The organism is Hyphomonas atlantica corrig. (assembly GCF_000682715.1).
Classification (GTDB): domain Bacteria; phylum Pseudomonadota; class Alphaproteobacteria; order Caulobacterales; family Hyphomonadaceae; genus Hyphomonas; species Hyphomonas atlantica.
In genome coordinates this window covers 22,699-36,530 of the sequence record NZ_AWFH01000001.1, presented here as the reverse complement: position 1 = coordinate 36,530, position 13,832 = coordinate 22,699, and the positions used below count along the sequence as shown (strand labels likewise).

Below are 13,832 nucleotides of genomic sequence, written 5' to 3'. Positions count from 1 at the left end.
TTGCTGATAGAACCTGTTACGCTTCAGAATGAGTTCGTACGCCTCGTTCCGTTCGAGATAGGTGGGCATGCCGAAGCCCTGCGGGACATGGCGGAGCGCTCTGGACAGCGGTTAGCAACCTGGCCGTTCTTCAATCCACCGGGCGACTGGATTTCGGATTGGGTGAAATCTATCCGCAAGCGCACTGAGGCAGGTACGTTGGTGCCGTTCGCCGTGCTCGCGTCCGATGGACGCTTTGTTGGGATGAGCGCTTATCTGAACCCGGATGCCGCGTCGCGAAATGTCGAAATCGGCATGACGATCTACGCGCCGGAGTTTCAGGGCGGAGCGACCAATCCCGCCTGCAAGCATTTGCTGTTGTCTCATGCTTTCGGGCAGGGGGCCATCCGCGTCTACTTCAATGTGGATGAACGCAATTTGCGGTCGCGTGCTGCCGTTATGAAGCTCGGCGCAACTCAGGAAGGCGTGCTGCGGGACAATCGCATCCTTCCGGATGGATTTGTGCGCACGACCGTGGTGTTCTCCGTGCTGGCGCGGGAATGGCCTGCGGTGAAGGCGGGTCTTGAGGCGCGCTTGTCCGCATTCGAGGACGTGAATCATGGCTGAGCCGATCAATCTGAACAAGTTCCGAAAGGCCAAAGCCAAGGCCGAGAAAGATCAGCGCGCAAAAGAAAACCGCGCCAAGTTTGGTCGCACGAAAGCGGAGAAGTCGCTGGACAAGACGCGCGCCGACAAGGCCCGCGATCAGGCTGACGGCCACCGCCTTCAGGATGATCCGGAAGATCGTGGTTAATCAGCGGTTACGAACCGGCCCCTGATTTGCACCCTCACTCCTGACTTTGTTTCAAAGCGGGAGGACATAATGGGACGGATTATTGGAAAACTGGCGATTGCAACCATCGCTTTCGCCGCCGGCATCACCTGGGCCATCATCGCCGAAGCAAATGACGCCGGTGTGCCTTTGACCAGCCTGATCGGGCTCTGATCCGCAATCAGCTTTCCGGCGCGCTCTCTTCCGGATGGAGGATGGAATTGATCAACTGATCATCCATGCGTCGGCCCGAGACGCGCTCCAGAGCGGTGAAGATGGACTTGGCCTTCTTGTCCTCCAGAAGCGGGATGGCTTGGGCGAGCTCAGCCGCGCGGGCATAGCGCATCTGCGCTGTGGCCATATCCCCGCGCGCCTCGGCGCAGGCACCCAGATTGTGGAGGATGGAGGGTGACTGTGTCCATTCGCGGCCCAGCTCGTCCCATTGTGCACACGCTCCGAGGAAATTGCCGTCCTTTGTCGCCTTCACCGCGGCAGCGAAGCGAGGGTCATTCTGCGCTTCAGGAGTCAGGCCCTCCGTCATGATTTCCGCGCGCATTGTCTGGTAGTAGGGCGCAATGTCATTGCGGAAGCGGTGGACGGCTTCAATCGTTGCGTCCTCTACCATACCGATTGGGGCATTGTAGGGATCGTAGCTCGAATAGCGTGGCTCGCCCCACACTCCCAAATCCTCGCCATTGTAGGGATACTCGGCGATGTCGGCACAGCTTTCGCGGCTGGCCCCGCCGAGCTGTTCCTGCCGCAGGACAAGACGTCCCGTGCGGTGATCGATCAGTTCAGCTGTAACCACCACTTCAACCGTCTCTTCGCGGCATTCGGTTTCCACGACAGCGCGGCGTTCGCAATCGAACAGGCCGTCATACTCAACGCATCGCTTCTTGCGTTCGAACCGGGTTTCAGCCTCCCAGGAGTCAATGTCGACACGCCCCTGATAGGTCCCCGCGGGCTCTCCATAGGGGTCTGTGAACCAATACTCCCCGTCGATCACGATCTGGTCGAGCATTGCGGCGAATTCTTCCTCCGCAACATATCCAGCTGGTCCCCGGAACTCTCCGACCAATACGTCCCGATACTCGGCTGCTTGCGGAAAGGTCGGCGCCATCCGGGCTTGATAGTCATATCCGGGCGTTGCGCAGGCTGCAGCCAGAACGGGAAACAGAAGGAGCAGGGCGTGTCTCATGTGGCGAGCTTTCAACAGTTTCAAGTCAGTAGGGTTCAGAGATACTGAACAGACACTGAACCATGCAATGTCTGTCTTTGCGCTGCGTAAATTCTTGACGCGAGGGGAGGGCGCGGCCACCTGTCTCGCAACATTGATGGAGCCCTAAATGACAAGTTCACTGTTCACCCCATTCAAGATCAAATCTCTCGACCTGCCGAACCGGATCGTTATGGCCCCGATGACGCGGTCGAAATCTCCGAACGGCGTTCCGGGCGACGATGTGGCCGGCTACTATGCGCGCCGCGCAGAAAACGAAGTCGGCTTGATTCTGACCGAGGGCACCACGATCCGCCGGGGCGGCGCGTCCAACGATCCGAACGTGCCGAATTTCCATGAGGCGGACTCGCTGGCTGGATGGAAGAATGTTGTCGGGAAAGTCCACGCCAAGGGCGGCAAGATCGCGCCGCAGATCTGGCATATGGGCATGGTCCGCAAAGTTGGCAGCGGGCCTAATCCTGACGCCCCGACGGATAGTCCGTCAGGTATGACGCATACCGGCAAGCAGGTTATCGACGCGCCGACCTCCGCAGAAATTGACGATATGGTCCTGGCCTATGCGGACGCCGCCGCCGAAGCTGAAAAGCTGGGCTTTGACTGTGTCGAAGTTCATGGCGCGCATGGCTATCTGATCGACCAGTTCTTCTGGGATGCGATGAACCAGCGTGATGACAAGTTCGGCGGAACGTCTCTCGTGGAGCGTGCGAGCTTTGCATCGGATATCCTGAAGGAAATCCGCAAGCGCGTGTCGCCGGACTTCCCGGTGATCTTGCGCTATTCCCAGTGGAAACAACAGGATTACGGCGCGCGTCTCGCCACGACACCTGACGATCTTGAGGCCTTCCTGAAAGTGTTCGTGGATGCTGGTGTGGACGTGCTCCATGCTTCTCAGCGCCGCTATTGGGAGCCGGAATTTCCCGAAATCGACGGCGAGAATGGCCTCAATGGCGCGGGCTGGGCCAAGAAACTGACGGGCTTGCCAACCATTACGGTCGGGTCTGTTGGACTGTCAGGTGATTTCATCAAGGCCTTCCAGGGCGAAGGGTCCGGCACGCGGTCACTGGATGATCTGGAAGAACGCCTCGCTCGGGACGAGTTTGATCTCGTCGCCGTTGGTCGCGCCCTGCTGCAGGACCCGGCATGGGCCCGCAAGATTCATGAAGGACGTATAGAGGAATTGACTGATTATGATGCAGCGAGCCTCGCGACGCTATCATAGGTCGATTTTTCTTGCATCTGAGGGCAGGGAATGGTTCTCATTAACCAGACGAGGAAACGCTCTCCCGGGTAAGTTCTTCGTCTGGATGGTGGGGACATAAAAGAGCCATCCGGCACAATTTGATGACGAAGTTTTGCGGGGGACCCGTACACGCATTTTCTTCGTCTGCGCTCGGAACCTGCGGGTTTCGATGTCGCTCGTGCGGATGCTTGATTTCCCCTACTCTCGTGGGCTCTGCTCACACCCAAGGTAAGATGCCCTCACACCAGCATCTTGCTTAGCCCTGTGAGGCCGCGTCCCGCACACCTGACGCGTCCTTGCAGGGTTTTTTGATGCTGTCGGTGAACAGTGATCTGCGCCACAAGCCCTGCCCAATAGGGCATTCGGTGCTATATGTTCTGGATGAGTTCCAATCCGAATCGTATGTCCATTTCGCAGATGGCCTCTGCCAAGCCGCCCGCAGCCAAGAGCGAGGCGGAGTATCTTGATGGCCTGAACCCAGAGCAGCGCGAAGCCGTGCTGACGACTGAAGGGCCATTGCTGGTGCTGGCTGGCGCGGGCACGGGCAAGACGCGCGTGCTGACCACGCGCCTCGCACACATCATTGGCACGCGGCTGGCTTGGCCGTCGCAGACGTTGACCGTGACCTTTACCAACAAGGCCGCACGGGAAATGCGCGAGCGGGCCCTGTCCATGTTGGGAGAGGCAGGCGAAGGCCTGCGCTGGCTCGGCACATTCCACTCGATCAGCGCGCAGATCCTGCGCAAGCATGCCGAGCTGGCGGGCCTGAAATCCACCTTCACCATCATCGACACCGATGACCAGATCCGTTTGTGCAAACAGATTATCCAGGCTGAGAACATTGACCCCAAGCGCTGGACACCGCGCTATCTGGCCAGCCTGATCGATGGCTGGAAGAACCGCGCTCTGGTACCGAACAAGGTGCCACCGGAAGAGGCGCACCAGTTTGCCGACGGCAAGGGTATCACCTGTTACCAGATCTATCAGGCACGCCTGAAAGTTCTGAACGCGTGTGATTTCGGCGACCTGCTGATCCACAACATCCAGATCTTCCAGAACAATCCGGACCTGTTGAAAGAGTATCACGACAAGTTCCGCTATATCCTGGTTGACGAATATCAGGATACGAACGTTGCGCAGTATCTGTGGCTGCGCCTGCTGGCACAGGGGTCACAGAACATCTGTTGTGTTGGCGATGATGACCAGTCGATCTATGGCTGGCGCGGTGCGGAAGTGGACAATATCCTCCGCTTCGAGAAGGATTTTCCCGGCGCGCATGTCATCCGGCTGGAAAAGAACTATCGCTCAACCAAGCATATCCTTGCGGCGGCTTCATCCGTCATCAGCCACAATAAGAGCCGTCTCGGCAAGACGCTCTATGTGGGCGATGACAATGCGATCGACGACATTGACGCCTCCAAGGTGAAGGTGCGCGGCCTGTGGGATGGAGAGGCCGAGAGCCGCCTGATTGCCGACGACATCGAAAGCTGGGTGTCCAAAGGTGGAAGCCATGAGGATTGCGCTGTACTGGTACGCGCATCCTGGCAAATGCGGGCGTTTGAAGAACGCTTTATCATGCTGGGCATTCCATACCGCGTGATTGGCGGGCCGCGCTTTTTCGAACGCGCCGAGATCCGCGATGCGTTGGCCTATCTGCGCCTGATCCGCTCACCAGATGATGATCTTGCGTTCGAGCGCGTGGTGAACCAGCCCAAGCGCGGCATCGGAAATACGTCTCTGGCCAAGTTGCAATCCTATGCGCGTGAGGATGGGCGCAGCCTGTTCGTACTCACGCCCATGGTGTTGCAGACTGACGAAATCAAAGGTGGCGCAAAGCGCGGCCTGACCCAGTTCATCGACCAGATCAATCTGTGGCGTGACAAGCTGACCAATGGCATGCCGCATACAGAGCTCGCCGAGACGATTCTGGAGGAATCTGGTTATACGGACATGCTGCAGAAGGATCGCAGCCCTCAGGCGCAGACGCGGCTGGACAACCTCAAGGAATTGGTACGTGCCATGGGCGAGTTCGACTCGCTGGCCGGATTCCTGGAGCATATCGAGCTTGTCATGGATGCTTCGACGGGCGGGGCAGGGGAAGACCAGGTCCAGATCCTGACACTGCATGGCGCGAAGGGCCTGGAATGGCCGGTCGTGTTCCTGCCGGGATGGGAGGAGGAGGTTTTTCCTTCACGCCGTAGCCTGGACGAAAGCGGGATGAAGGGCCTCGAGGAAGAACGCCGTCTTGCCTATGTCGGCATCACGCGCGCCCGCCAGCATGCCTATATCTCTTTTGTTGCGAACCGGCAGATCTATGGCCGCTGGCAAAGCGTGCTGCCGAGCCGGTTCGTGGACGAACTGCCCCATGAACATGTCGAGGCGGTATCAGAGACCGGCTATTCCGGTATTCCCGGAGGCGATACCGGATTTACCGGGACGGTCGAAGATCTGGGGGAGCGCTCGAATTACAAAAGCCCCGGGTGGCAACGCCTGAAGGAGAATGCGGGCAAATTCGATACACGCCCACCACGGGACGCTACCAATTTGTCGGCCACTTCTGGCGGCCCGTCCGGGTTCAAGGTCGGCACGCGCATCTTCCACGACAAATTCGGCTATGGCCGTGTCGCCCATACAGAAGGCAACAAGCTTACGGTGGACTTCGAAAAGTCTGGTCGGAAGAAAGTGATCGCCACCTTCGTTCAGCCTGTCTGACGGTTGACCGCGCCGTCTATTCGGAATTGGATGGATGCGGGGCAGCGGTGAGGCGCACATGGCCGGATACATCGAGAAGCATCTCTATGAAGGCGAGATACTTCGCCATCGCGGCGCGTTTCATTGGTTTGAGCATGCCAAGGCCTGGCTGATGCTCGTTGTGTTTGGCATTCTGATTGTCGGAATCGTCTATTTCATCGCGAAGATGATCCATCTGAACACGACCGAGTTCGTCGTGACCGACCGTCGTGTTGTGATGAAGACCGGGCTGTGGTCAGCGGATGTGAATGAAATTGCGCTGGACGCGATTGAAGGCAGCACGTTGAAGCAGGGTATTCTTGGTCGCATCTTCGGGTTTGGAAGGCTCTCGATTCATGGCCGCGGTGAAACCCACATCACCTTTCCCTCCATGGCGCACCCGCAAAAATTTCGCGCCGAAGCGGAGAAATCGAAACAGGCCGCGATCCAGCCCGGCGGGCCGCTTACCGGATAGGTAGGTGATTTCCAAGATCAGGGATTTGCAGCAACCGGGGGGCCTGTTCAGGGGGGTAAGGGAAGGCAGGCCGGCCTCGACAAACGCGATGGGTGGATGCGCTGGTCCCGGAGGACTGGCGAGGCATACCCGGCGCTACAGGGACAGGTGTTACATTGTGGCGGGCGAACGCAATCCGAATGGCGCGTTCATCTGCCGGTCATCAGGACCCTATTCCGCCGCGGGCAGGGAGCGGTCCACTGGGGTGTTCTCATTGGCCGTGCCCGAAGACGATTGTGAGACCGCGCGCTTGGCTTCACGCTTGCCGCGTACACGATCCTTCATCCGGCCCGCCCAGCGAACGATGCGGTGCGGAGCGAGCAGCCAGACCGGTGTCACCAGCAAGATCATGATGGTTGAGAAACCAAGGCCAAACACAACCGCCGTGGCGAGCTGAACCCACCATTCGGAGCTTGCCCCTCCAAAATTGATCGAGCCTTCAAAGAAGTTGACGTTCATCTGGATGATCATGGGCAACAGGCCACAGATCGTCGTGCCGGTCGTCAGCAAGATCGGGCGGATACGTTGGGCCGCTGTCGCAACCGCGGCTTCTTCAGGCGTCCGGCCATCGCTGAGCAGGCGATTGTATGTATCGATCAGCACGATATTGTTGTTCACGACGATACCTGCGAGCGCCACGATTCCCGTGCCGATCATCAACTGTGAGACATATGGCAGGATAAGCTGGATGCCGACCACGACACCCGCCGTCGACATGATGACAGCCGTCAGGGTCAGGAAGACCTGCCAGAAATTATTGAACTCCCAAAGCAGGATGATGGCCATCATGAACAGCATGGCCAGCAGGGCCCCCTGGAAAAAGGCGGCGGCGTCTGCGGCATCTTCGTCCGCGCCCTCGAAGCGAACCTCGACTGTGGACGGAATATCCTGATTGGCGATCCAGACCTTCAGTTCCTCCACGATGCCTGCGCCGGCGCCTTGCTCGACCGTATTGGCTCGAACGTCGATCACGCGTGCGCCATCGCGGCGAGTGATCTGACTGACCCGTGGAGCAGGCACGCGTTCCACGAACAGGGAAAGCGGAACATTCCCGCGCGGCGTGGCGATGCGCAGATCATCAATCGCGCTGGCGCTCCGGTCAGACTGTGGAAAACGTACACGAATGTCGACTTCGTCCTGCGCATCATCCGGGCGGTACCGGCCGACCAGCACACCTTCGGTGATCAACTGAACTGCTGCGCCAACCTGGCTGATGTCGAGCCCATACTTACCAGCTTCGGCACGGTCGACCTCCAGCTGATATTCAATGCCGGGCAGGGGACGCGTATCTTCGACTTCGCGAAGGTCGGCGCGGGAATCGAGATGCTCGCGGATCAATTGTGCCGTTGAGTTCAGCGCGGCTGCATCTTCAGAGAGCAGGGCGATCTGCACGTCCTTGCCGGAGGGCGGACCTTGCTCACGCGCGGCGATTTCAAATCGCAGGCCGGGCACTTCGCTCAACCGATCACGGATATTTGCCAAGGTGCGACGGCCATTGTGCACGCCGTCTGCAGTGGCAAGGTCGATCAGCAATTGGCCGACCGTATCAATTGGCTTGCTGGACGATCCATCTGGGGAGAAAATCGCCTGACCGGAACTTCCAGCCTCGGTCGAAATGTCCTGTACGCCGTCCATACCGGTGATGGCTGCTTCGGCGCGTTTGACCAGGGATAGCTGTTCGGCCGTCGAGAGACTGCCTTGCGCCTGAACAAAGACAAAAGCCTGTTCAGGTTCGACATCCAGAAACAGTTCCGATTTGTGCTCGGTTGAGCCGAACCACATGAAGATTGCAATCACGCTGACAATTGCGACGCCGGTGACAGCGAGCGGTCTGGCGATGAGCGATTGTACGATCCGCACATAGCCGCCGAGCCAACCGGTGGCCGACGCCGGATCGGCATCCGCAGCGAGCGCGGCGAGGCTTTCATCCTTGCCGCCCGGACGCGCGCCAATGACGGAGCCGAGCACCGGCAAGAAGATCAGCGCCATGACCAGCGAGGCCGAGAGCACGAAGATCAGCGTGATGGGCAGATAGGCCATGAATTTGCCGGGCATCGAATTCCAGAACAGGAAGGGGATGAAGGCGGCGAGCGTGGTGGCAGTTGAGGCAACAACTGGCCAGAACATGCGCATGCCGGCCATGGCATAGGCACGTTTCCGGTCCAGCCCTTCCGCCATTTTCCTGTCGGCATATTCGGTTACGACGATCGCGCCATCTACCAGGATACCCACGGCGATGACCATGCCGAACATCACCATCATGTTGATTGTGTAGCCAAACGCGCCGAGCAGCAGGAAGGCCATGACAAATGAGGCTGGGATCGAAATTCCGACAAGCAGCGCAGAGCGCAAACCCAGAGCTGCCACACAGATGATCATCACGAGAACGACTGCGGTAATGATAGAATTCTGCAACTGTCCGAGCTGGTCGCCGATGAGTTCCGACGCGTCTGACGTGATGCGCACGTCTACGGTATTGGGCCAGCTTTCCTTCTGGGCCTCTACCGTGTCGCGGACGAAATTGGCGGTATCGAGAATGTTGGCGCCGGAGCGTTTGACGATCTGAAGCTGCAGCGACGGCTCACCATTGAATGTGGCGTAGCCGGTCGCGTCCTTGTACGTACGGCGAATTTCGGCGACATCTGACAAGGTCACTGTTGCGTTCTCAGAGCGTTTTACCGGAAGGTTCAGCGCGTCCTGGGCCGTGCGGATAAGGCCGGGGACTTTCACCGCAAAGCTGCCTTCGCCCGTATCAATCTGGCCAGCCGGCACAAGCTGGTTGTTGGCCGAAACCACGGCGTAGATATCCTGATAGGACAGGTTGTAGGTTTCCAGCTTCACCGGATCGACGACGATTTCCAGCACGTCTTCGCGCTGGCCGATAATGGTCGCTTCCAGCACGCCGGGGTTGCGTTCCAGCAAGTCTTGAAGCGTTTCAGCAATATCGTTCAGGCCGCGCTCTGGGGCTTGGCCGAACAAATTCACCACCATGATGGGGAATTGGGAAGCGTTGACTTCGGTAATGATCGGTTCACGCGCATCATCCGGGAAGAAACGTTTGGCGAGGTCTACCTTGTCCTTCACGTCCAGCACTGCCTGATCGATGTCGGAATCGATTTCGAACTCCAGAATCAACTGGCCAGCACCTTCGGCTCCGATGCCGATGAAAGATTTCAGGCCTTCAAGAGACTGGATCTCCTGCTCGATGGGTTTGACGAGCAGGCGCTCGGCATCTTCCGGCGTCACGCCTGCAAGAGGCACGGTGATGCCGACGAACGGAATCGGAATATCCGGGTCGGCTTCCTTGGGCAGGCCGACATAGGTGGCCGTACCGGCAATGATCGCGCAGATCAGGATGGACAGGACCATCCTGGCGCGGCCGATGGCACCTTCTACAATGCGGGTCATGGCTGCGCTCCACCCTGTGGTACGGGCCGCACCTCGACGCCTTCAGCCAGATAGTCCTGACCAATCGAAATCAAGCGAGCCGGAGAGGGCAGACCGGTGACCCATGCGCCTTCGGGCGTCTCGTCGATCACCTTCACTTCGGCGAAGCGCACAATGCTCTGATCATCCACATAGCGCACACCAAGGTCGCCTGCGTCTGACAGGGTCAGCAGTCCGGGGGAAATCAGTGTGGCGGGGACATCGCCCATCGGAATGAACAATTCGGCGGTGATGCCAGCCGCGACCGGGTCTTCCCCCGTGTCCAGTTCAGCTTCGATCAGGAAGGTCCGTGTGCCTTCATTGGCCGTGCGGGACACATAGCGGAGCCTGGCCGGATAGGTTTGTCCGCTAGGCAGACGAGCGGTGCCGGTCATGTCCGTGGAGAGCTGGCCGGCATTCGCTTCGGCAACTTCGACCGCAACGATGACCGGGTCCATGTCCACCATTGTGCCACATGGTTGGCCGGGGGAGAGATAGTCGCCTGCCTCGGCTAGACGCGTTTCGAAGATGCCATCGAACGGAGCGCGGATCTGGGTCTTGGACAGTTCCACCCGCGCGGCATTGACCGAAGCTTCAGCCGCGTCCAGCGCTGCCTTGGCCGCGGCTTCGTTATTGGCCGGAGCCAGACCTTTCTCGGCCAGCGTTTTAGCCGCCTCAAAATCAATGCGAGCGGCGTCGCGACGGGCTTCTGCTTCTTCCAGTCGTGCAGCACGCGCCTCAACGTCCAGTCCGCAGAGCAGGGTGCCGCGCGAAACATGTGTACCCTCTCGCACCGGTGTCGAGATCACATTGCCTGCGGTGCCCGCTTTCACGGTGACAGATTTGTCGGGTGCGGTCAGGCCCTTGGCCTTCAGGCGAATGCCGTGGGTCTGCGCGGACGCCTCATAAGTCACCGCCTGAGGCGCGACCGTGTTCTTTTCGATCCGCGGTTCCTCGTGCTGGGTGCTGATATCGCCCCGGATCACGCTTCGGATGACGAACCAGGCGAGCAGCCCGGCAAAAATCAGAATGGCAATTTTGACGGATCGGTTCACGGTTCACACTTTCACACAGGGCTGCTTGTGTAGCAGAAATAGGGTACGGCGTCGCCCAGTTAAGGCGACCGATACAGCATAGTTAACAGCGGATTGTTGCGATCCCGCAAAGGTGCTGCAGGGATTTCAGCTTTCAGCGAAAGGTATGATTAATAATCGCCCTGATACGTAAGGGCGCCAGTCAGATCCAGCGACGCCAACGAAAGAGGGCAAGCATCAGCAAGGTGGCCAGTGCCAGCCCAACGACCAGCAGCGCGAAGGCGCCGGGGCTTTCCACGCCGGGCATACCGCCAACATTGACGCCGAACAGCCCCGTCACAAAGCTGATCGGCAGAAAAACAGCCGACAGGATAGAAAGCACAAACAGGCGCTGGTTCATGACTTCGGCGCGTTCTTCGATGACCTGTTCCTGAAGCACGGTGGACCGGTCCCGGATCGTGTCCAGCTCTTCCGCCAGACGGGTCACCCGGTCAGCGGATTCCCGCAGGAATAGCAGGTCATGATCAGTGAACAGGCCCGCTTGCGATCCCTCTCTCACCAGCTGGGCCAGCGCCTCTCTCTGGGGCAGGATGTAACGCCGGACCTGAAGAACACGACGTCGGAACTCCGACAGGGTAGAGCGCGGCAGCTTGATGGATGGATCGAGCAGATCATCCTCGAATTGATCGGCATGCTCATCGAAACGTGAGACCTCGGGTTCCATTCGATCCGTCAGAGCATCGGCCAGTGCGGCGATCAGTCCGCCGGTTGAGGTGGGGGCTTTTCCCTCTTTCACCAGGGTTTCCACGTCGCGCGCGCCGCGGATCGGCTTGGCCCGCAAGGTGATCAGCGCCGTCTCGCTGGCCCACATGCGCAGGGCAAGCATGTCTTCCAGCGCTTCGCCTTCATTGAGGTTCATGCCGCGCAGATTGATCAGGAAGCCCGGATCATGTCGGACGGCGCGTGGACGCGTGTCTTCCTGAAGAAGTGCTTCTGTTGACAGATGGTCCAGACCGCTTTGGGTCTTCAGCCAGGTGCGGACATCCGGTGACAGCCTGTTCAGGTGCAACCAGTATCGCGCGAACTCCGACAAACGGCCGGACAATACATCCGACCATTCCAATGGCGTCGCCGCTCCGTCCGCCGTAAATCCGTAGCCAAACACCATCGGTGCATTCGCGGATTCGGGTGGGTGCGGGGCAGGCGTCGTCATAGGCGTCTACAGCGCGGAGACGGGTGGTGTGCGTGACATCCAGGGACGGGCGATTTCCAATTGCATGGCAAGTTCGAACAATAGTCCATCCTGTCCACGCTTGGCCGAGAACATCGAACCGATCGGCAGATTTCCGGAGGACCAGGATAGCGGGACACTCATGGAGGCGGCGCCGGCCACGTTCATGGGGGCAGTGAATGCAGCGAAATTGAGCACGCTTTCCATGACCGTGTCGAAGTCACCATCCGGGGCCTGCTCACCAATCGGCACGGCCGGGCTGCCGGTGACGGGCGTCAACAACACATCAATGTCATTGAACCATTCATCATAAGCGGCTTCGAACGCTTGGAGATAGGCAATGGTTTCAGGCATTTCTGCCTGCCGTGACTGGAACATGGACACCAGTCCAAGCGTCCAGGGCTCAAGAATGTCCGGCCCAACCGGCTTTCCGGAAAAGGCGCTTGCCTGCCCGGCGAACTCCGCTGCGCCAGCGGCCCAGTAAAGCAGGAACTTGTCCGTGAATTCCTTGCCATCCAGAGGAACGGAGAAGTCGCGTACCTCATGGCCAAGCTCTCGACAGAGCTGCGCAACGTCCTCAAGCGCGGCTGTCGTCTCGGCCGCGACACGCGTGCCGCTGATCGTATCAGGCGCGAAGCCAATCTTGAGCGGGCGGTTCAGAGCTGAAATTTCTCCTAGCGGAGCGTAGGTGCCGTCATTCGTCTCGGCGACACGGAACAGTTCGATGGAGTCCTGAACGGAGATTGTGACGGCATGATTGACTGAAATGTCGACAGGGGGCGCCGCAGCCGAGCGCGCACCGAGCCGGCCACGAGAAGGCTTGAGACCGAACACGCCGCAAGTCGACGCTGGAATGCGGATGGAGCCGCCGCCATCGCTGGCATGCGCAAACGGCACCACGCGCGCAGCGACCAGCGCGGCAGCGCCGCCGGAGGAGCCGCCGGTCATGCGGGACAGGTCCCAGGGGTTGCGCGTCGCACCGGTCACCAGAGGTTCGGTTGTCGAGGTCAGCCCCATTTCAGGTGTGGTGGACTTGCCGAGTGACACGACCCCGGCCTTACGCCAGGCAGTGGCGAAGGGAGAATCCTGCGATGAGATGTTTCCGACGAAAGCGCGACTGCCCCACAGGGTTTGAGTCCCCTCCCAGTCGAGCAGATCCTTCATGAAGGTGGGGACGCCGCTGAACGGGCCTGGAAGTGGATCCGCGGCCACTGCACGGGCTGTATCGAAGCTTGCCGTGGCGATGGCGTTGATGTCGCCATTTACCGCCTCTGCGCGCGCAATCGCTTTCTCGACCTCAGCGAGGGATGTCGTTTCTCCGGATTTAATACGGCGCGCGATGGTCAGGCCGCTTTCCCAACCGGCAGGTGGCACCGCTTTCGCGGCGACCGGGGTGCTTGCCGGTGTGAGTGCACCGCTGGATTTCTGGCCGCAGGCGGCAAGTGTCGTGGCCGCCACGCCCCCAAGCAAGGCGGCGCGTCTTGTGAATCCGGTCATTTATGGTCTCCCTTGTCCCTTTTGCGCAGCAGACTGAAATGCACTGCATGTTTTCGCAAGGCCAAATGAACCGCCAAGACGGTTTATGGCCCGGCGCCGCAAAAGGGTGAGG

At 59.4% G+C, this 13,832-nt stretch carries 11 protein-coding genes; 6 read left to right on the top strand and 5 right to left on the bottom strand.

What is annotated here, in order from left to right; all coding sequences use genetic code 11:
* The 3 genes from HY36_RS00160 (at window position 1) to HY36_RS18795 (ending at window position 985) form a co-directional block, all read left to right on the top strand.
* Entirely contained in the window at window positions 1-606 is a 606-nt protein-coding gene (locus HY36_RS00160; protein WP_035546639.1) for a GNAT family N-acetyltransferase, read from the top strand.
* Entirely contained in the window at window positions 599-793 is a 195-nt protein-coding gene (locus HY36_RS00155) for a DUF4169 family protein (protein WP_035546634.1), read from the top strand. Before HY36_RS00160 ends, HY36_RS00155 begins: the two co-directional genes overlap by 8 nt.
* A 69-nt stretch (window positions 794-862) precedes the next feature.
* Complete coding sequence (locus tag HY36_RS18795; RefSeq protein ID WP_272983391.1) at window positions 863-985, top strand: hypothetical protein; 123 nt, start codon at window positions 863-865, stop codon at window positions 983-985.
* 7 nt (window positions 986-992) lie between these two features.
* On the opposite strand, the gene HY36_RS00150 is transcribed toward HY36_RS18795, so the two are convergent.
* Window positions 993-2,009, bottom strand: coding sequence for a hypothetical protein (locus HY36_RS00150; protein ID WP_035546631.1), 1,017 nt, complete (start codon window positions 2,007-2,009; stop codon window positions 993-995).
* A gap of 148 nt (window positions 2,010-2,157) precedes the next feature.
* On the opposite strand from HY36_RS00150, the gene HY36_RS00145 reads away from it, so the two are divergent.
* The 3 genes from HY36_RS00145 (at window position 2,158) to HY36_RS17500 (ending at window position 6,493) form a co-directional block, all read left to right on the top strand.
* A complete protein-coding gene (locus tag HY36_RS00145; RefSeq protein WP_035546629.1) occupies window positions 2,158-3,267 on the top strand; it encodes an NADH:flavin oxidoreductase in 1,110 nt (369 codons plus the stop codon).
* Window positions 3,268-3,660: 393 nt separating this feature from the next.
* Window positions 3,661-6,000, top strand: a complete 2,340-nt coding sequence (locus HY36_RS00140; RefSeq protein WP_035546625.1) for an ATP-dependent helicase — start codon at window positions 3,661-3,663, stop codon at window positions 5,998-6,000.
* A 58-nt stretch (window positions 6,001-6,058) separates the two neighbouring features.
* The gene (locus HY36_RS17500) at window positions 6,059-6,493 is read left to right on the top strand and encodes a PH domain-containing protein (RefSeq protein ID WP_162175917.1); all 435 of its coding nucleotides are present in this window, start codon (window positions 6,059-6,061) and stop codon (window positions 6,491-6,493) included.
* 210 nt (window positions 6,494-6,703) lie between these two features.
* Here HY36_RS17500 and HY36_RS00130 read toward each other — a convergent pair whose 3' ends face one another.
* The 4 genes from HY36_RS00130 to HY36_RS00115 all read right to left on the bottom strand — a co-directional run bounded on the left by HY36_RS00130 (window position 6,704) and on the right by HY36_RS00115 (window position 13,720).
* Complete coding sequence (locus tag HY36_RS00130) at window positions 6,704-9,940, bottom strand: efflux RND transporter permease subunit (RefSeq protein WP_081805953.1); 3,237 nt, start codon at window positions 9,938-9,940, stop codon at window positions 6,704-6,706.
* The gene (locus tag HY36_RS00125; protein WP_035546621.1) at window positions 9,937-11,013 is read right to left on the bottom strand and encodes an efflux RND transporter periplasmic adaptor subunit; all 1,077 of its coding nucleotides are present in this window, start codon (window positions 11,011-11,013) and stop codon (window positions 9,937-9,939) included. Before HY36_RS00125 ends, HY36_RS00130 begins: the two co-directional genes overlap by 4 nt.
* Before the next feature lie 181 nt (window positions 11,014-11,194).
* The gene (locus tag HY36_RS00120) at window positions 11,195-12,205 is read right to left on the bottom strand and encodes a zinc transporter ZntB (protein WP_051602354.1); all 1,011 of its coding nucleotides are present in this window, start codon (window positions 12,203-12,205) and stop codon (window positions 11,195-11,197) included.
* Window positions 12,206-12,211: 6 nt separating this feature from the next.
* Window positions 12,212-13,720 (bottom strand): amidase family protein, encoded by a 1,509-nt coding sequence (locus HY36_RS00115; RefSeq protein ID WP_035546618.1) that lies wholly within the window; start codon window positions 13,718-13,720, stop codon window positions 12,212-12,214.
* Window positions 13,721-13,832 lie beyond the last annotated feature (112 nt).